The organism is Moorena sp. SIOASIH, from assembly GCF_010671925.1.
GTDB lineage: Bacteria > Cyanobacteriota > Cyanobacteriia > Cyanobacteriales > Coleofasciculaceae > Moorena.
The window spans coordinates 1,437,906-1,457,672 of record NZ_JAAHIH010000002.1 but is presented as its reverse complement, the minus strand read 5'-3'; the positions used below and the strand labels follow the sequence as shown (position 1 = coordinate 1,457,672).

At 43.3% G+C, this 19,767-nt stretch carries 18 protein-coding genes; 7 read left to right on the top strand and 11 right to left on the bottom strand.

What is annotated here, in order from left to right; all coding sequences use genetic code 11:
* Window positions 1-22: 22 nt before the first annotated feature.
* From F6J90_RS14045 to F6J90_RS14015, 7 genes are all read right to left on the bottom strand, one after another.
* The gene (locus F6J90_RS14045; protein ID WP_293094254.1) at window positions 23-1,174 is read right to left on the bottom strand and encodes a TauD/TfdA family dioxygenase; all 1,152 of its coding nucleotides are present in this window, start codon (window positions 1,172-1,174) and stop codon (window positions 23-25) included.
* Window positions 1,175-1,206: 32 nt separating this feature from the next.
* Window positions 1,207-2,151 (bottom strand): hypothetical protein, encoded by a 945-nt coding sequence (locus F6J90_RS14040; protein ID WP_293094251.1) that lies wholly within the window; start codon window positions 2,149-2,151, stop codon window positions 1,207-1,209.
* A 182-nt stretch (window positions 2,152-2,333) separates the two neighbouring features.
* A complete protein-coding gene (locus F6J90_RS14035) occupies window positions 2,334-3,335 on the bottom strand; it encodes a hypothetical protein (RefSeq protein ID WP_293094249.1) in 1,002 nt (333 codons plus the stop codon).
* A gap of 241 nt (window positions 3,336-3,576) precedes the next feature.
* Window positions 3,577-4,440, bottom strand: coding sequence for a phytanoyl-CoA dioxygenase family protein (locus F6J90_RS14030; RefSeq protein WP_293094246.1), 864 nt, complete (start codon window positions 4,438-4,440; stop codon window positions 3,577-3,579).
* Window positions 4,441-4,545: 105 nt separating this feature from the next.
* Window positions 4,546-5,253 (bottom strand): class I SAM-dependent methyltransferase, encoded by a 708-nt coding sequence (locus tag F6J90_RS14025; RefSeq protein ID WP_293094243.1) that lies wholly within the window; start codon window positions 5,251-5,253, stop codon window positions 4,546-4,548.
* Between the two features lie 11 nt (window positions 5,254-5,264).
* The gene (locus F6J90_RS14020) at window positions 5,265-5,774 is read right to left on the bottom strand and encodes a hypothetical protein (RefSeq protein ID WP_293094240.1); all 510 of its coding nucleotides are present in this window, start codon (window positions 5,772-5,774) and stop codon (window positions 5,265-5,267) included.
* Window positions 5,775-6,040: 266 nt separating this feature from the next.
* Window positions 6,041-6,193 carry a hypothetical protein gene (locus F6J90_RS14015; protein WP_293094237.1) on the bottom strand — a complete coding sequence of 51 codons (153 nt, stop codon included), beginning with the start codon at window positions 6,191-6,193 and terminating at the stop codon, window positions 6,041-6,043.
* Between the two features lie 655 nt (window positions 6,194-6,848).
* On the opposite strand from F6J90_RS14015, the gene F6J90_RS14010 reads away from it, so the two are divergent.
* The 4 genes from F6J90_RS14010 to F6J90_RS13995 all read left to right on the top strand — a co-directional run bounded on the left by F6J90_RS14010 (window position 6,849) and on the right by F6J90_RS13995 (window position 8,809).
* Entirely contained in the window at window positions 6,849-7,649 is an 801-nt protein-coding gene (locus tag F6J90_RS14010) for a DUF3598 family protein (RefSeq protein ID WP_293094235.1), read from the top strand.
* 4 nt (window positions 7,650-7,653) lie between these two features.
* Complete coding sequence (locus F6J90_RS14005) at window positions 7,654-7,806, top strand: hypothetical protein (RefSeq protein WP_293094232.1); 153 nt, start codon at window positions 7,654-7,656, stop codon at window positions 7,804-7,806.
* A 79-nt stretch (window positions 7,807-7,885) separates the two neighbouring features.
* On the top strand, window positions 7,886-8,068 hold the full coding sequence (locus tag F6J90_RS14000; RefSeq protein WP_293094230.1) for a hypothetical protein: 183 nt from the start codon (window positions 7,886-7,888) through the stop codon (window positions 8,066-8,068).
* Window positions 8,069-8,080: 12 nt separating this feature from the next.
* Entirely contained in the window at window positions 8,081-8,809 is a 729-nt protein-coding gene (locus F6J90_RS13995) for a DUF3598 family protein (protein WP_293094227.1), read from the top strand.
* A gap of 150 nt (window positions 8,810-8,959) precedes the next feature.
* Here the strand turns inward: F6J90_RS13995 and F6J90_RS13990 are convergent, their stop codons facing one another.
* Both F6J90_RS13990 and F6J90_RS13985 read right to left on the bottom strand, forming a co-directional pair.
* Window positions 8,960-9,844 (bottom strand): hypothetical protein, encoded by an 885-nt coding sequence (locus F6J90_RS13990; protein WP_293094224.1) that lies wholly within the window; start codon window positions 9,842-9,844, stop codon window positions 8,960-8,962.
* Window positions 9,845-10,635: 791 nt separating this feature from the next.
* A complete protein-coding gene (locus tag F6J90_RS13985; protein ID WP_293094221.1) occupies window positions 10,636-12,684 on the bottom strand; it encodes an AarF/ABC1/UbiB kinase family protein in 2,049 nt (682 codons plus the stop codon).
* Window positions 12,685-13,215: 531 nt separating this feature from the next.
* On the opposite strand from F6J90_RS13985, the gene recN reads away from it, so the two are divergent.
* The gene (gene recN / locus F6J90_RS13980; RefSeq protein WP_293094218.1) at window positions 13,216-15,072 is read left to right on the top strand and encodes a DNA repair protein RecN; all 1,857 of its coding nucleotides are present in this window, start codon (window positions 13,216-13,218) and stop codon (window positions 15,070-15,072) included.
* Window positions 15,073-15,390: 318 nt separating this feature from the next.
* On the top strand, window positions 15,391-17,976 hold the full coding sequence (locus tag F6J90_RS13975) for an adenylate/guanylate cyclase domain-containing protein (protein WP_293094216.1): 2,586 nt from the start codon (window positions 15,391-15,393) through the stop codon (window positions 17,974-17,976).
* A gap of 83 nt (window positions 17,977-18,059) precedes the next feature.
* Here F6J90_RS13975 and F6J90_RS13970 read toward each other — a convergent pair whose 3' ends face one another.
* Window positions 18,060-18,401 (bottom strand): hypothetical protein, encoded by a 342-nt coding sequence (locus F6J90_RS13970; RefSeq protein WP_293094214.1) that lies wholly within the window; start codon window positions 18,399-18,401, stop codon window positions 18,060-18,062.
* On the opposite strand from F6J90_RS13970, the gene F6J90_RS13965 reads away from it, so the two are divergent.
* Window positions 18,400-18,768 carry a hypothetical protein gene (locus tag F6J90_RS13965; RefSeq protein WP_293094211.1) on the top strand — a complete coding sequence of 123 codons (369 nt, stop codon included), beginning with the start codon at window positions 18,400-18,402 and terminating at the stop codon, window positions 18,766-18,768. The two genes, F6J90_RS13970 and F6J90_RS13965, sit on opposite strands and share 2 nt — an antisense overlap.
* 486 nt (window positions 18,769-19,254) lie before the next feature.
* Here the strand turns inward: F6J90_RS13965 and F6J90_RS13960 are convergent, their stop codons facing one another.
* Entirely contained in the window at window positions 19,255-19,719 is a 465-nt protein-coding gene (locus tag F6J90_RS13960) for a hypothetical protein (protein ID WP_293094208.1), read from the bottom strand.
* Window positions 19,720-19,767 lie beyond the last annotated feature (48 nt).

The window sequence follows — 19,767 nt, the reverse complement described above, 5'->3', positions numbered from 1 at the left end:
AAAAATCATCTGTTCGAGCGGATTAACTAAATTGGTCACGATTTAGGACTTCTCTACGGCTCAATAATTGATCATATTCGATGTAGCATCCCTGGAGATGGCGATCGCCTCCCCTGGAAAATCCTGTCCGTCCGTGCATCACCCGCCGATTATCGACCATATACAAATCACCTGGACGGAGTTGATAGCGAATTTGATAGATGTTATGTTCTCGCATTCGACCAAAGGTGCAATAGGCATCATAATAAGCCTCCATTACATCAGAAGGTAGGAGAAACGGCTGGACAGCGTGATTGGAGTAGCGAATCCCTTCTACATTACCCTGAGCATCAAGGCGAATTACAGGGCTAATGGCATGGTGCTCAGTATTGACCGTATGACTATAAAAGTGAAGCGGGGTGGTTGCTAACAGATCAAATTTCTGGGGGGCTTGGGTTCGCAAATCGGCTGCAATCTTAAATCCATCGACCAAGGTTGATTCACCCCCTTCAGTCTCTGAAACCAGACAGTGCAAGATTTGGATACTCGGTGGTGGGTTACGATAGGTGCTATCGGTATGGGCAGCTAAGGGAATGTTGGTGTAGGCAACTGCATCGGTCTCAACCCGTGCTTTAATATCAAACAACTCGCCCCAACTGGTTGGTCGCACAATCCCAAATCGACGTCCAACCTTGAGAACTTGACCCAGTTCCGTTGGCACATTGCAGAGAATGCCAAAACCCAGAGCATGAAACTGATTCAAAAAAGCTCGCTCTACCGATGGCTGCGTTATAAAGGATGAATAATCAACAATCGACAATTCGTTTTTAATCGTGGCATCCCATAACTTCGGTTGCTCATTCAAGAGTCTGTGGGGAGATTTTGCACCATTGGAATAGTCATAGGCCCGTAGCCAATTCCCATCATAACGGCTGACATGACCATCGTAAGCCCATGTGATTTGCAGTTGATTGTCATCGGTGAGATAGCCTGCTTTAGGATAGATATCCTCTGGAATATTAATCGTCTCAAGGATTCGCTGGTCAGTTGCAATCAGTCTTGACTGAGGGCAGTTGTCCCGTAACCAGAAATAATGAAACGTACTTTTTCGACCATCAGACCAATCAATTTGTAAGGCTCGCTCACCCAGATGGAGTTGAGTCATGGTAATGGCAGAGGTAATTTGCTGAGACATTATCATTTGTGCAATTCCTTATCGACCTCGGATCAAAGCTGTCTGGGCAAATCTTTTTCAGTGGAAAATGGATCAGGCATATAAGGAGGTGGCAAAATCTCTAGGAACTTAGAGATCATTAACTCATTATCCGAGGCTGCCAGCTCATAAAAATTTCCACAATTCCAAATCAAATAGACAAACTTGAAGTGCTTTTTAATTGCTGTGACACAAGTTTCAAAATCAACTTGACCAACACCCAGCCCCTTCCCTTTTACCAGAGCATTCAACCGTTTGGATTCAATCACTTCTTCTGAAAAGTAGAGTGACTTAAATAATTTATCTTTATTATCCTCATTTCTCTGATATTGTTCTTGATCGGGGATCAACAACTTTTCCTTGAATAAAATTATTCCATCTTCTTTCAGTACTTTTTTGATGTAAAAGATTTGAGTATCTCGATCCGAACAATAGAATTGTAAAGTCATCCACATATGAACAATATCAAATCCATCTTTAAACCACTCTAACTCCGGTTCAGAAGCCAGATATTCAGGTGTAATATCTACGAAGGAGCCATGATATAATTTTGAATAATTATGTTTTAGTAAGCGGTAAAAATCCTCCTTATTCGCCAAGTCAGGAGAATCAGTTAAGGTTCTAATCAAACCGTTAGAGTATTCAGCCATTGTGCGACCATGAACTGCATCTGCACCACTAATCTCGTAATATTTAATGTTGTCATTTCGCTGAACGGATAGCCATTCTGCAAATTTGCACATGGTCATGCCTAAGCGCATTGATTCCTCAGTTATAAATGGAACCGTAGCATGATAATGCCAGGAGAATCTCCCTACATTTTCCTTAAATAAGCTCCAATAGCGTGACATATCTGGGTCACTTTGAGACAAGAAATTTGGATCGACCTCGACAACTTTATTGGGAACTTGTATTTCTAGTCTACCGATTTGCTCCAGATAATTTCGGGTGGTTGTCATCCGGGGACTTTTCAGACAAAAATCACGGTACTCCTCGTAACTTGGATACGACATATCGACAGGTTGTTTGATGCTATAAAACACAATACATTAAAGTGCGTACAATCCAACCTCATAGAGCTGCGCCAGACACTACAGCTAACACTAGCTCTTTCAGAGGAGAGTTCTGTTATAGAAATGCTCTACAGCCTTCTTGGCAAATTCGTCTCTGCACAGAATGGGGCAGGTACATAAGCAGAAGGAAGAAGGTCAAAAAATTGAGAGATAACCGACTCACTATCTGAAACTGCAAATTGGTAAAAATTCGTGCTATTCCAAATTAGGTATACAAATTTGAAAAGTCCCTTCAGGGCACTGACGCAAGTATCAAAATCAACCTGTCCAGCTCGAAAACCCTCAGGACTTACAAGGGCTGTTGCACGCTTCTGCTGAATCTCTTCTGCTGTAAAATATAAGGGTTTAAACTGAGTGTCTTTAATCTGTTCCCGTCTTTCGTATTCTTCTTCGTCATCGAGGAGAAGTTTTTCCTGGATGACAATTAACCCATTCTCTTTGAGTAAACGCTTAAGATAAAAGTACTGAGTATCCCGGTGAGGATGAAAAAATTGGTATGTCATACTTGAGTGTATGATATCAAACCCATCGACAAACAACTCCAACTCAGGCTGAGAAGCAATATAATCAGGAGTTATATCGACATGAGGACCAGAATGGAATTTGGAGAAGCTATGATTGAGAAGTCGATGAAAGTCTTCATAGTTTACCAGATTTATATTGTCAGTTAGTGTTCTAACTAAGCCATTGGTGTATTCAGCAATGGTGCGAGCACTGGTACCATCTAAACCAGTAGGTTCATAATACTTGATGACATCATCTTGTTTATCTTGTGATAGCCATTGTGCAAATCTACACATTGTCAACCCTATTCGGGATAACTCTTCAGCTACAAATGGTACACTGGCGAGATAATGGGCATAAAATTTTCCCATATTTTTAAAAAACAATTCAGAGTACCGTGACATCTCAAGATCGTTTTGTGCTAGAAATACCTGAGCAACTTCTACAGGCTTTTGGGGGACTTCCCTTTTCAGACGACCAATGTCCTCAAGGTAATCCTTTAGGGTTGTTAACCGTGCGCTTTTCATACTGAGAGCATAATGCTCTTCATAAGTCATAATACTCATGATGATAACCCTATCTTTTTTTGAGAAAACTAGCGAAGATGCTTTTTACAAAAGTAAGCCTACTGAGATCTGACGTAATGCTAAAAGAAAATTAGCTAGTTTTTGGCTTCAGAGTCATAAGGTAACAGCTTCGCTAGTTCTGTATCGACTTTTCGCTCTTGTTCGAGTTAATGACACTCAATCAAGGTAAGGGGTTGATAGCAAGACTATCACTTTTTCCTGAGTTGTTGCATAATCCCAGCTAGACAGGAGAGTGCTCTGGTTGCAACAGGATATCATCAGCTACAGGTAATAAAGGAGTAAAATCGTGCCAGACAATCGGTTCTGAACGGAGTTTTTCTGGATGTAACGGAAGATTATTGACACTATTGTAAGTAATCCGTAGCGTCTTACGATCCCAAGGAGTAATATTATTGCTTGAGGCATGGAGCAAATTTGCATGAAGAAATGCTACTGTTCCTGCTTTTCCTTTAAGGCTAACAATGCCATATTTATCGACGAATTCTGCTAATAGCTCTTTTTTGAGGCGATATTTTTGTTCTATGCTCATACTAAAGCCCCATTGCTCAGAGGAATGACGATTGTTAGGCACAAGATCCGATTGGGGGCGCTGATAATTTTTATAATAAGGATCTACTGATATAGCTTCTTTGTGAGAACCTGGTAAAAATACAATAGGACCACACAAATCACTTGTGGCATCATCAATAAAAACTTGGACAACAACCAATTGGGACTCAGGGATATTGTCTTCTTTTCTGCTGTACCAAGCGTCACTATGCCACTCAAAACCTTCGCCAGTTAACGCCACTTTAGGGTGCAGGGTATATTGATGAATGTAAACTTGGGAATTTAAGAGTTGTTCGACAGCTTTTAAAAGTCTAGGTAATCGCATTAAGTTATTAAAAACTTGGCTTTTTGTATGGGGAATATACAAAGTACGCACATTCCTAGATGCCTCTTCTACCCATCTCAGGTCGTCCTTTTTCGCCAATTGGGGTAACTCTTTTGTAAGCACTTCAACTTCAGTTTCTGAAAGGCAATTCTCTAAAATAATATAGCCCTCGGACTCAAAACTATTTACTTGCGAATCAGAAAGTTGCATGATTTAAAATAAATGAACGACAGTTTTTTAGTGAAGCTAAAATTTATTATTTTTAGCCCACTATTTGATTGATGATCCTTTGGGATTTTACGGGCGATCTTTATCCTACTCATGCACATTTTCGCTGGTATTTTTGGCGACTACACACACATAATCAGCACTCCAATGATAAGGTGCAATTGGATAGTTACCTTCTTTCACTGGCCAGTCGGCTTCCGCGTGGAAAAACATCGAGTCCAACAGCAGCCAGTCTGACAGTAGCTCAGTAAAAAAATCTTTTGCCTGTTGAGCCGACCAATTTGCTAAACCAGAAAAAATGAACTCCTCTCCAGAATCACGAAACACGCGCTTCATATTGGCAACAACATCTAGATAGATTAGTCCACCGGGAGCAACCACACTTTTGGCTTTTCGCGCCACTAAGGGGATAGTTTCTTCACTTAAGAGATGGAATACACCTGCACACAAAACACAGCCGTATGTATTGCCATTTTCATCAAAAGGATACGTTGCAATATCACCCGTGATGAACTTCACATTATCTAGTTTTTCCTGATCAGCCCGATTCAGAAAAGCCTGTTCTCCAGATCTATCAATGCCCGTAACATAGTATCCCTTCTTCGCCAAAGCAATACTGTTAGCTCCGTCACCACATCCTAAATCCAAGACGGTCTTTTCTACTGCATTGGAGTCAAGCATCTCAAAAAACTTGAGCAGGTGCTTTTTCGGCTGTCCATAGACTGATTCAGTCTGTTGCTTGGAATATTCTTCCTGATACCAACTGACAAGTTTACTGTATGGAATTTCTTGCATGACTCTACGTCCTAGCCCATTTTATAGCAGACCCGTGTACTTAAGGATTTGACTCCTTCATAAATCTTGATTTCATCACAGACAATATTTCGCAAATCTTCATTATTATCCGCTTCAATTAAAGCAATTGTATCTGAAGGTCCCCAACACGCCCGAACTTGAACGGAGTAAGGCTTTTCCTTGAGAAAAGCAACTAAGTCACGCTCTTTAAGCGTGTGGTAATCCACATTAATCATCAAACAAGCGCGAACAGCCTTTGTGAATTTTACACCGGGTTCATCATGGTAACCGGGAATCACTTTGCACGGACGGGAATCAACAGCCTTTATATATCGTCTCGCCCGAATTTCTTCTATGACTTCTTCCATCTCAGCCGGGCCATCTGATTCCAAGTAAGCCACAATATGAGCTGGCCCATAGATTGGAGAAACCCAGATAACATTCGCGATCTTTGATAGCGATCCTGTAACTTTTCTAGAGTCGAGATCGGTCTGAATCAACAGGAACGTATTATCCTTCATAAGAATTATCGTTGGAAAAAAAAACTGCAAAAATCTGCTTCTAGCTACAAACTAGAATGGTCATTAAAAACCCTTGGTAAGTATACCATCACCTGATTGGGAAAGAGCATAATCTATGGAATCCCCTGTGTTGTCAACGGGACACAGCGCTAAATTATGACAGTCTAAAACCTCTGCATCATATACATGGTCTTCGATGGGCACAATTTCTGCTGGTCCATCAACTCGCTCAGGAGATGGAAAGTGTTTTAAGTGTTTTAAGTATTTTAAGTGTCGGAATTTTCGCCGGAATTTGTGCCTAATTGCAAAACTGAGATGCACCCCTTACCAGTAATTCCCAATTCCTTACCTAAGGTGATCGCTGTATAGGTAAGCTGTAAATCTTGATTGGCTACCTGATGTAGCTTATTTCTTAGCATAAAAGCACCTTTGTACAGTCTTGTATACTACAGTACTATAAATTTGCATTCCGATTTTACAATGAGTATAAATACCTGGGGTTAATTGTCTGAACTAGCGCTAAGCTATGGGCAGTTCCTTCCTCGCGCTTCGGAGTATGGATACCAACAAAAAGGCGTGCTGATTCTGGGTATGATTGTGCCCCCCTAGCCGCCCAATTTTGCGGTGCGACCCGAAGGCGCACCTAATGCGAATTTAATTCGACGACTGTAAGCGCACCGGGGTGGGAATAAAACTCTCAAAGTCCCCCGCCCCCCTAACCCCCCAAGCGAGGGATTGCTCGCTTGGGGGGAATTAGCGGATGCTTCGCTTTTTTGCAGATGGGGACCCACGAGGGCTTTACCAAAACCAGACGATCGCGTATTCATACTTCAATTCAGCAACCCCATTAATAGGACAGATTTTCAAAAACAGTATAAAAAACCGGATATCTACGGATCTGTGTAGGAATTGTGATAATTTTTGTTTCCTGTTCCGGTGATTCGCTGTTCCCTTTGCTATCTGAGATAATTTATTGTTAGTTCTAGACCAAAATTAGGTTAACTTCACTTCACTTAACCATTACCGAATTTCTGAAACTTATTTATTTTTGTAATAAAACTTAAAAAAAAAACCATGAATCAGACATTTGAACAATTAAAGCAGCATAACTGGACTAATTTTATCACCCATCATTTACGGAATTGGTATGGGTCTTGGACAATTTATTCCCCTGAAGGTGAAGTGATGGAATCCTTTGTAGGTAGTCGATGCTCTATCATTAATCCTGAGCAGACTCAAATTACCCAAACTAACGTATATATGTATGACAATGGAACTGAAGAGGAGAAAGTTTTCCACAATACTCCAAACAGTTTAATCAATGGTTTAGCTGATCAAACCGCTCAAGCATCCTTTATGTATATGTTTGAGCAAGGGTCGGCTATTTGGACAGTAAATCGATTTGAACCAGGGGAGTTGTTTGCAGTAGAGTTCTGGTTTAGATATCAAGAATTACGCCATAGTCTGCTAGTAGTGTATAACTCAGATGGGAAATTAACTAAAACAGTCAGTGTCCGAGAGGAGGATTTGCAAAAGCCCTGTGATCATTGGACACTTAACCCACAGTTAATCCCCCATCGAGATATAATTAATGGGGAAGAAGGATTAGCAATTACCCTTACCCCAGTCACCCAACTATCTCAGCCAAGACCAACTCATTTAGCTTGGGAATATCCAGACCATCAAACCTTTTATTATCCAGATGGAATATCATTAAGTTATCCCCCCAAACTCAAACCAGAAATGTCTTTAGTTGTGATTGGAGATTGGCAAGTTAATCCTAATATTAGACAACAACTGCTAGTTGATTATAATTCATCCGGTGAGTTATCCGGCTTAACGTTAAAGAGTAATCAACCAGAGATGGAGAGATAGGGAGATGGGGAGATGGGGAGATGAGGAGATGGGGAGATGGGTAGATGGGGAGATGGGGAGATGGGACATATTTTTATTAAAGGTAATTATCCAGACATTATCTAAGACATTACTAATCTATAAAAACCTATGCTTACGATTAATTTTGTCAAAATAAAATAGTAAATAATTAACCTAAAATTTTGAATTGATCTATAGCTAAAAATAAACTATATACAGTTTTTTAAATAACTATAATGTACACAATTAATTTTTTTTACCATTTTCTTCCCTGTTCCCTGTTCCCTGTTCCCTGTTCCCTGTTCCCTGTTCCCTGTTCCCTATTCCCTGTTCCCTATTCCCTATTCCCTATTCCCTATTCCCTATTCCCTAAAACCCATAAATTTATACCTCACCCAATTAAAAACAGCTGTATATAATAGAATAAACCTATGGATCGAAAACTTCAAAATTGGAAGAAGTTCTGTCAATATTATTCAGGAGACTTGTATGGGATTTGGACTAGATACTCGAGGGCAGGAGAAGTCATAGAATCTTGGCGCTGTATTAGAAGCTTTCGTCCCACAGCAGAAGGCAGTGAAATACATCAGCAAAATCACTATACTTATGCTAGTGGCAAGACAGAGACAAAAACCTTTGGACCCTACAAGCAACCTATCACAACTGGCTTGTTTTTAGACAATGGCTTTTCTTGGGGTTCCAGCACAGTAAAATCTGGCTCCACGTTTTTTTCCGATATATGTTTAAGGTATGAAAATAGTCGTGCTACTGCGATTGCCAAATACGATGAAAGTGGCAGCTTGAAACGCTTTACTGTCTTTCCGGAACACCTAGGACATTTCGTGAATGTGCCTGCTCTACCTCCCCCCCATCAAATTAGTAGCGACTGGCAAGGAACACTCCAAACAATAACCCCGGACTGGCAAATTTCCCCCCCACTAGTAACCTCATGGCAACCGTTAGACGATTTACCTAAAGATTACCTGAGGTTACACTTTACCAACAGTATTTCAATCAGTTGTCCGGCACAGGTAGAGAGTGGAAAAGAGTTTTTTGTGGCAGTGGATTGGCTGGTTAACCAGACTTTATGGCAACGAGGCACTCGCCACTATGATCGATCGGGCTTTACCAGTTTTACCCTAGAAGTATTTAGAATTTAGTCAAACTATGATATAAAATATAGTTAAAAATACTCTTAAGCCCCAAAAACTACTTTTTTCCGATTCCCGATTCCCGATTCCCGATTCCCGATTCCCGATTCCCGATTCCCGATTCCCGATTCCCGATTTAACACTAATGAACTACTTAAATCAGCCAGTTACTCTAACTTCATAGTTCACGGTTCCTAGCCAGGACATCCCAGGTATTTGGTATGGCTTGAATAGTAAACTCTCTAAGTTACCATATTTTACTATATGCTTGATAAAATGTTGGGAACCTTTAAAAATATCCACACTATTAGGGACAGAGTTGTCTTCTGATTCTAAATTTAGAGGTAATTTAGCTAAATCCTTGATAGACTTTAACGACTCATAGGCTGAAGAAAACTTAATATAGGTAGAAATAGCGCTACGCATTTTTGAATCAAGTCCAGCTGGATTCTTAAGTTGATCTTCTTGAATAACTGCGCTAAAACGCTTTTTAATAAACGTCCTAACATTGTCTGAGTAGGACTTGGAATTATACTGATAAATCGCCTGAGTAATGGAAGATTGCTTACGAGAGTTAATCATTTCTCCTACCACGTAAGCTGCAATATCCGCAGTATAATCAGAATCTCTGGCTAACCTATCCAAAGCTTCCTCGACACTGTTAACATCTATGTTGTCATTGGGGTCTCGATAAGCCACAATAGCCGAACCAATATCTCCAGCCCATGAGGTATGGTCACCAGTCCAGCTAGTGAAATCTGACCATTTGAATCCAGGCTGATCAATTTGATCAGAAAGGGAACCGATAAAATGACCAAAGTCAGTAATTTCACCACTTAATACCAATTCATTGATATTGAGTTTTCCTTCAAATTCATCTCGAATATACTCTTGGTGATACCCCGTAGCTGTACTCCATAACCGACTAGTATATGCCTTCTTAGTGTACCCACGCAAATGATTAACAATTTCATAAGCGGATTTATCAGGGTTCTCACGTTCAATTTTCTCGATGAATTGCAATGCTTCTTGTAGTTTAGACATAGGTGTAAACTAGATGAATCCCTCTTAGTCATACTGTAACCTACGTGCTGAAGTTGCCAGATTCCGGATTTGTTGGGCAGATTTAGGTTTGAAGGTTGTCAGGTTGTCAGGTTGAAGGTTGTCAGGTTGTCAGGTTGAAGGTTGTCAGGTTGTCAGGTTGAAGGTTGTCAGGTTGAACGCGATCGCGTGCCCGAAAGGCCAAGGTTGTTTGGTTGTCAGGTTGAAGGTTGTCAGGTTGAAGGTTGTCAGGTTGTCAGGTTGAAGGTTGTCAGGTTGTCAGGTTGAAGGTTGTCAGGTTGAAGGTTGTCAGGTTGTCAGGTTGAAGGTTGTCAGGTTGTCAGGTTGAAGGTTGTCAGGTTGTCAGGTTGAAGGTTGTCAGGTTGTCAGGTTGAAGGTTGTCAGGTTGAACGCGATCGCGTGGCCGAAAGGCCAAGGTTGTTTGGTTGTCAGGTTGAAGGTTGTCAGGTTGAAGGTTGTCAGGTTGAAGGTTGTCAGGTTGTCAGGTTGAAGGTTGTCAGGTTGTCAGGTTGAAGGTTGTCAGGTTGTCAGGTTGAAGGTTGTCAGGTTGAAGGTTGTCAGGTTGAACGCGATCGCGTGGCCGAAAGGCCAAGGTTGTTTGGTTGAAACTTTGAAAGTTTAATAACCTGTAACTTGTAACCGCGTCACCTGTAACCTGTAACCTTTAACCTTCAACCTTTAACTTTCAACCTTTAACCTTCAACCTTTAACCTTCAATCTTTAACCTTCAACTTTCAACCTTCAACCGCATTACCAAAGAAAATTCCTATAATCTATCGCATCGCAGCAGCAGGGGGCAAAACCAAGTTAGGGTTTGACCCCTGCCCATGACCGTTAAGGGTGCCATTGTCAGGATTATCCTGGAGTAAAGCCTCCCGAATCATCCGAGCAATTACTCGCTGTGCCAAACCACCAGCAATTTTTTGTCCCATTTCCTGGGTCTCCTGTTTGATCAACACTTGAGGAATAACTGGCAACAATTGCATTAGGTCAAAACCAGGAGTGTCTTGTAAAATTTCCCAAATTCGCTGGATATTCTCAGTAGTTTCGGGTTTATCTTCTGGCTTCTTCTGTTGATTATCTTTATTATTTATTTCTAAGCCCAGACGTTCCTGCAAGGCATAACTGACGTTATCCAATGTCCGTCTTCCAAAGCTATCGATAGCCTTGACAATCTCATTGACCAAGTGCTCCCGAATGAAGGCTCCTCGCTCTGAAAAAATAAAGTCTAGGGTCTGATCTAAGACTTGGTTGATATCATAATCTGGAGAATTTCCAGCATTGCGCAACAGGTTTTCCAGACGGTTCCAACGGAAACCGCCATCCTTAAACAGTAAATCCCTCAAGGATGCCCGTAATTCCGGTGATGGATCTGTCAATAGGCGCTTGGCTACATAAGGATAGGCTTTACTGAGTACTTTGAAATCTGGCTCAACATTAATGGCAATCCCTTCTAAGGTCACCAGGGAGCGAATAATCAGGGCATAGTAAGCGGGTACCCGGAAGGGATACTCATACATCAAAGCTGATAACTGGTCAGTTATACTCTTGAAGTTGAGTTCTGCCACACTGGCTCCCAAGGCGTCATTAAAAACCTTGGCTAGGGCAGGAATAATTGGTGTCAGGTCTGTATCTGGGGTCAGAAACTCCAACTTCACGTAGTCATTGGCCAAACCAGGGAAGTCACGATTGACCAGATGGACAACAGCTTCAATCAAACCATAGCGCTGATACTTCTTGACTTGGCTCATCATGCCAAAGTCAATATAAGCCAGCTTGCCGTCAGAGGTGGCTAACAGGTTCCCAGGGTGAGGGTCAGCGTGAAAGAATCCGTATTCCAGTAGCTGTCGCAAGGAACAGTTTACCCCAACTTCAATCAAGTGCTTGGCATCAATGCCTTGAGCCTTGATTTTTTCCATATCCGTCAGCTTACTACCCGTTATCCATTCCATAGTCAGGACACGACGCCCAGTGTAGTCCCAGTAAATTCGGGGAACATAAATTTCCGGTAGTTTGCCGTAAAGCTTGGCAAAGCGTTCAGCATTGCGCCCTTCATGCTGATAGTCCATCTCTTCAAAGATACGGGCACCAAACTCATCCATGATGGCAACCAAGTCACTGCGCACCCGCTTGACATTGGTTTGTACCCACTGTGCAACAAGGCGTATAATGTATAGATCAAGCGTAATTTTATGTGCCAATCCTGGTCGCTGTACCTTGACCGCAACAGTTTCCCCAGTTTTGAGTTTGCCCTTATAGACCTGTCCTAAGGACGCCGCTGCCACAGGCTTTTCAGTCAGTTCAGCGAAAATATTTTCCGGGCGATCGCCTAATTCTTCCTCAATAAATTTATAAGCCACCTCATTCTCAAAGGGTGGGAGTTGGTCTTGTAGCAGCGTCAACTCATCCAAGAAAACTTGTGGTACTAAATCCGGTCGCGTGGAAAGAGCTTGTCCGATTTTAATGTAAGCTGGTCCTAGGTCGGTTAAAATTTCCCGCAGTTGAATCGCTCTGGCTCGGTTCTCGGTAACATCCCGACCCCGAAACCGATCCCACCACAGACCTAGAGCAAACGATATAAATGACGAAATAATGGTGAAAGACCGCCCTAGAACTTGCAGGTATGCCTTGTGGTACTTGGCTGCGATCACGGACGGGTCGTACCGTGGTTTTTCTGTTTCCAAGACAGAGGATTCCGTTGTCGAGCTCAACTCTTCCTCAACTGAGCTCTGACTCCCCGACACTGGTACCACTGACCTGTCCGCATCAGCCTGTGAGTCTAGTGCTTGAACAGAAGTTGGGGAAACTGTTTTAGGATTCATAAGAAGATATTTCCGACGGACCAACAGAAGCGATTCTGTAAACTATTGTAACAAAAGGTGAATATCATCAAAACTTAATACAGGTTCGGCAATCTTCATACCAGAATGGTGGAATAACCCATTCCTGGATAGGAATGGGTAAGCCATCAGCTATCAGCCATCAGCTATCAGCCATTAGCTATTAGCCAAAGGCCACGCTACTGTTAGCGCAGCACCTCAAGTAGCGCAATCGGTGCTTTTAGGCGCGCACCTTGAGCGAATTTAATAATTAGATGGGTCAAGCGCACCTTTGAATAAAATAAGCTGACGGCACCTCAAGTAGCGTGAGCTAAAAGCTCACGGCTGACGGCTGACTGCTTAAAAGAATACTGCTTTTTAGTGGACAATTGACGATAAACTGGTTAGTGGTGAACGGTCAACAATTACTAAATTTACCCCTTAGACGTCAATTGGGTATTAGTGTGTGACTTTTCCTAAATTGTTACAAAATGTGTTTAAGAACACAATTTTCCCAACAGTGAATTTTGCTCAATGTTACTTTATTTGCGAATTCACAACTTTGCCTTAATTGACCACCTAGAAGTGGAATTCGGTGCTGGCCTAAATGTGTTGACTGGGGAAACCGGTGCAGGTAAGTCCATTATTTTGGATGCCATTGACATTGCCCTGGGGGGGAAAGTAACCAATCGGCTGATTCGCACAGGGACTAAACGGGCTTTGGTAGAAGCCACCTTCAATGTAGATAACCCCTTGATTGCCTGGTTGAGTGAGCAAGAGATTGACTTACTTGATCAAGCCGATTTAGTCTGTAGCCGGGAGATTACCGCCACAGAAAAAGGCATGCGATCGCGTTCTCGGGTCAATGGCACGATAGTCAATCGGCAACTGATGGAGGGACTGCGTGAGCGCTTGGTAGAAATTACTGCTCAGGGTCAAACAATACAGCTTATTATGCCAGCACGCCAACGAGGGCTACTCGACCTTTACGGCGGTTCCCCTGTGATCCAGCAGCGAGATCGAGTGGCATCTGCCTACATGGCTTGTCAAGAGGCCAAGAAAGCTCTAGAAACACAGCAAAAGTCTCAGCAAGAACGCCTACAACGTCTAGATTGGTTGGAGTATCAAATTCAAGACCTCAGTGCTGCCAACCTTACCGCTCCTGACGAACTCGAACAGCTAGAACTTGAACACCAGCGTCTGAACCATGTGGTGGAACTCCAGCAGAGGAGTTACCAAGTCTATCAAGCACTTTACCATAATGATCACGGGACTTTAGCTAGTGCTGACTTATTGGGTCAAGCGGAAAGTACCTTGCAGCATATGGTAGACTATGATAGTCAATTGCAACCTCTGCTAGACTTAGTCAGTGGAGCATTGGCTCAAGTGGCGGAAGCTGCCCATCAGATTAATGCCTATGGAGATGGACTAGAGACTGATCCGGAACGTCTTCAAGTGGTGGAGGAAAGAATTGGGGTTCTCAAACAAATTTGCCGCAAATATGGACCAACCCTTGCTAAGGCAATCGCTCACTATGAGAGCCTACGGGCAGAACTAGAAGAATTAGGCAGTGAAGGTGCATCTCTAGAAGAGTTAGAGAGAAATTATGCCTTGAGTCAGTCAAACGTGACCGATGAATGTGATCAACTGACCAAATTGCGGTATAGGGCTGGGTCAGAACTTGAAAAACAGCTGGTTAACCAGTTAAAGCCCTTGGCTATGGAGAAGGTAAAGTTTACAGTGGAAATCAGCCCCATTGTCCCCACGGCAGCTGGTGCCGATCAAGTCACCTTTTACTTCTCTCCCAACCCCGGAGAACCCTTGCAACCTCTTGCTAAGACGGCTTCCGGTGGAGAGATGAGTCGATTTTTACTGGCACTGAAAGCCTGTTTTTCCAGCAGTAACCAGCCAGGAACAACCTTAATTTTTGATGAAATTGATGCTGGGGTGTCTGGTCGGGTAGCAGGAGCGATCGCAGAACGACTCTACCAACTCAGTCAACGCCACCAAGTTCTTTGTGTGACTCACCAACCGTTAATTGCTGCGATGGCAGACCAACATTTTAGGGTGGATAAACAGGTGATTGCTCAACCGATTTCTAGCATTTTGAAACAACCATCTTCCCCTCAAGTTAACCGGTCTGGCAGTACTCAAGTAGTTACCCAAATCCCGGAATCTGGAATGCCCGAGCTTCGAACTGTAGTAAGGATTAGCCTCCTGAATCATCCCCAAAAGCGGCAGGAAGAAATCGCTCAGTTAGCTGGCGGACAGTCGGCTCAAGACGCTATGAATTTTGCGGCTTCCTTGTTGTCCCAAGCTGCTAGCTGGCGTAAGACATGCACAGTGGGAAGACAGGACGTTGGCCAAACAACGAAAATTCGAGAGAGCTAAATGTTAAAACTTGTGAGGTTGTGATGGATTAGTTTAATAGTTGGATCGCAATTGATTAATTAAGCTACTGACAAATTAATCTAGAATGCACTATAATCCAGTCAGGCCATATTTAACTCTCAATCAGAAAAAATCTACTCAGCGGCCAGCATAGAAGGTGCTCTCTAGGTAATCAACAGATTAGCCTTAAACCCAGATCAATTCGGTTAACTGGCTCTGACGAGTCAATAAGTATCAATCTAAGAGTCAATAAGTATCAAAAAGACGCCATCATTAGATCGCTTCAGCAAATCAAAAGCTTTAGCGCAGGATAATTCTATGGTAGCTGCATCTGTTTATCAACACAATTCAAATCAGGTGGAAAAGGGGAGCATATCTGAGGCAAATTCCTCAGCAGCCGGTTCGCTAGTTGCGGCGGGACAAGGGATATCTAACTTCCTAGCGCCTTTAAACCGGGAAAGTTTAAAACAAGTAGTCCCAAGTGTAGAAAGCGCACTCCAGATCGTCAATCAAACCCTGTCGATGCTGGACGCTCTACTGGAAAACCAAGATTTTGAGAAGGTTCTCCAGGAGATTTTGAATGCGATTACTCTCAAAACGGCAGAGTTAATGAATGCCGACCGAGTAACAATATTTTTTCTGGATGAAGACAAGAACGAACTTTGGTCAGTAGTGGCAAAGGGAGAGGGAAACAACACCTTAGGAGAACTGCGATTTCCAGCTGATCAGGGCATTGTTGGTGAAGTAGCTACTTTCAAACGGGTGGTTAACGTTCCCTACGATTTTTATGATGACCCTCGTTCTAACACTGCCAAAAAGTCTGACCAAAAAACTGGATATCGCACCTATACCCTGCTAGCATTACCCCTGTTGACTCGACAGGGAGATTTAGTTGCCGTAGTCCAATTACTCAATAAGGTCAAAAATTCCTATACACAGAACGCTTCCTTAAACGAAAAAATTGATCAACAGGGCTTTACTGAGGAAGATCAAAAACTGTTTAACGATTTTGCCCCTTCGATGCGGCTGGTTCTAGAATCTTCCAAGTCCTTGTACCGAGCTACCCAGAGACAGCGAGCAGCAACAGCACTGATCAAAGCCACAGAATCGCTCAATCTCAGCAGTTTGGATCTAGACGAAACCCTCAAGCGGGTGATGGATGAGGCGAAAACGCTGATGAAAGCCGACCGTAGTACCCTGTGGCTAATTGACCGAGAGCGTAATGAACTGTGGGCGCAAATTCCCCAAGCGGATGGTTTATCCCAAGAAATCCGGATCCCAATGGGGGTTGGCTTTGCCGGCAAGGTAGCTCAAAGCGGTGAAGCTCTAAATATTCCTTTTGACCTATATGATCATCCCAATTCTGACAATTCTAAAAAAGTTGATCAGGAATCTGGTTATCGCACCTGTAGCCTGTTGTGTATGCCAGTGTATAACTCCAATCAAGAGTTAATAGGTGTAACCCAGCTAGTCAACAAGAAAAAGACCGGTGATTTTGAGCCTTATAATCCGAATGATTGGCCTAAAGCTCCGGAATGCTGGCAAGCAAGTTTTAATCGCATTGATGAAGAATACATGAAGGCGTTCAATATTCAAGCTGGGGTAGCCATACAGCGAGCGAAACTGTTTGCCACCATCAAACAGCAGGAACAAATTCAGCGGGATATGCTGCGCAGCCTCAGTAATGGAGTGATTTCCACCGATAAAACCGGTAAGATTATCGCTACCAATGAAAGTGCCAAGAAATTGCTGGGGTATTACCCTGGAGACAGCTTGGAGGGGTTATCGGTTAGTCAGTTGATTAACATCAAAGGGGGAAATTTTGCTCAATGGCTCCAGAACGCTTTAACTGCCAAGACGGAAAAAGACAGCCGTCAGTACTACCCCGATCAAACCCTGATCTCCCAGGGGTTAGAATCAACCAAGCATTGTGTGAATCTCTCGATTAACTCTATTGCTGATGCCAGCGATCAAACCCATGTCTATGGTGCGTTGGTAGTCATGGATGACATTAGTGATGAAAAACGCCTCAAGACTACCATGTATCGCTACATGACCCAGGAGTTAGCAGAGGAATTACTTAAGCTCGATGACCATAAATTAGGAGGCGATCGCAAAGAGGTATCAGTTCTGTTCTCCGATATACGTGGCTATACTGCCTTGACCGAAAGTTTAAACGCAGAAGAAGTCGTGGGTATGCTCAACGACTATTTTGAGTCGATGGTGGATGCAATTTTTGAATATAAAGGTACCCTCGACAAATACATTGGCGATGCGATTATGGCTGTTTTTGGTTCGCCCTTGCCCCAAGAGGATCATGCTTGGAGAGCAGTGCAAACTGCTTTAGAGATGCGCCGCCGTCTCAAAGACTTTAATCAACAACGTGTTAAAGCTAAGCGCAAACCCTTAAAGATTGGCATTGGCATCAACTCCGATAGTGTCATTAGTGGTAATATGGGTTCAACTAAACGAATGGAGTTTACCTCTATTGGTGATGGAGTCAATTTAGGTGCTCGCTTGGAAACGGCTAGCAAGCAATACGGTTGTGACATCCTGCTTAGTGAAAATACTTACAGAGCCTGTGTTGACCAGATCTGGGCCAGGGAATTGGATAAGGTAATTGTTAAGGGCAAGACCAAGCCAGTATCGATTTATGAATTAGTGGGCCTAAAATCTGAACCGATTTCGGAGTACAAAGCACGAATAATAGAACATTACTACAAAGGCCGTCAGTATTACCTCCAGCGACAGTTCGCCCTCGCCATGAGTGAGTTTGGCACCATTCTACAAAAATATGACAAACATGACCAAGCCTCTGTATTGCACCTGAACCGTTGTCAGCGTTTTCTTCAAGAACCTCCTAACGATGACTGGGATGGTGGCTGGAAGTTGTTAGAGAAATAGTCGTTAGTCCTTAGTAATTGGTAAAAGGATAATTGCGGGTTATAGCAATTATCAGCAGCGTTTGAGCAACATTGCTGATCCTTTTAAGGCAAAAGGCAATAGGCAATAGGCAATAGGCAATAGGCAATAGGCAATAGGCAATAGGCAATAGGCAAAAGGCAAAAGGCAATAGGCAATAGGCAATAGGCAATAGGCAATAGGCAATAGGCAATAGGCAATAGGCAATAGGCAATAGGCAATAGGCAATAGGCAATAGGCAATAGGCAATAGGCAATAGTAAAGAGGGTTTTAAGCGATGCAGCGCCGACCTGAGGGGAGCCAGTGCCTTCATGATGGGCTCCCCCCCATGAGCAACGGTTGTAGTTTCCACGGGGCTTACAGGGATGCAGGGCGGACGCAGGTGACCCAAACAGAACCCAAACCATGAGCGACTGCATCGCTGTTCCCTGTTCCCTGTTCCCTGTTACCTGTTCCCTGTTCCCTGTTCCCTGTTCCCTGTTCCCTGTTACCTGTTCCCTGTTCCCTGTTCCCTGTTCCCTGTTCCCTGTTACCTGTTCCCTGTTCCCTGTTACCTGTTACCTGTTCCCTGTTCCCTGTTCCCTGTTCCCTGTTACCTGTTACCTGTTCCCTGTTCCCTGTTCCCTGTTCCCTGTTACCTGTTCCCTGTTCCCTGTTCCCTGTTACCTGTTACCTGTTCCCTGTTCCCTGTTCCCTGTTACCTGTTCCCTGTTACCTGTTCCCTGTTCCCTGTTCCCTGTTCCCTGTTCCCTGTTCCCTGGACTAATCGATTAACGATTAGCTGTCCGGCAAAAGAAGCCCCACACCTAATGCGTAGCATAGGTGTGGGATGAATTTTGCACAGGGTATGTATGGAATTGCTATAATATATCTACTGATAAACAAAGCCGTTCCCGTAGCGTGGCCAAAGGCCTTAAATGCTGGTTTATCAGCTATTAAAGAGCGAAAAAATCGAATTTTTGTATTGTTCCGGCGGGTCGGGGCATCCCGGAGAGGAAACCTTAGAATAGGGCAGCCTTAATCATAAAGTTTTAACCCTTTACGCATAACCGACTAACCATAAAGGCTGCCCTATTCTTGCGGTAACTTCTGACCGTGTCGTTAATAAAGCTTGTCGTTCGCGTAGCGTGGCCAAAGGCCTTGTATCCGTTCGCGCAGGGTCGGCGAAAGCCGATACCGTTGGGTGGAGTTGGCTTCAAGCCTACACGCTCACTCGTTCGCGGAGCGGCTCTGTAAGAGCAGAGTCAGTGTAGGAGTATGTCACAGAACCTTGTGAGTGTACTCGTGCTGTTTGACATTATCTTCCTTAGTAACAACTCGCTGCATATTTAGCAACCGCTTGCGTTCTGTGGAAAAGTTGAAGTTATCAAAGGTTGTGCCGAGGGGAATATGAGCGATCGCTTCTGGACAACTCTTATAAGTGCGTGCAGCGGCGAGAGCTCGGTTGGTAAAATCATCGCAAAACTGAGCATCCTCTGGGAACTCAGCGGGTTTGAGAAGGCTATCCCCTGAGATTACTTTACCTAGAGTCGTACCACAAGCCACTGAGTAAGATGTAGGAACGCTTTTAAGCAATGCTTCTAGGGAGGCTGAGGGGATGGGTTCAATAATTTGAACTTGATGAACTTCCCCCTCTTCTTTGATAAAGCAGGTGGCTAAGCCCACCACCAGGTAGTTATCGGTGGATAAATCGGGAGCATCAGCTAAGGCAGTTACAGCGGTCATAATACGATTTCAGTACAGGATTTGAAACCAAGATATATCACGCGCCAA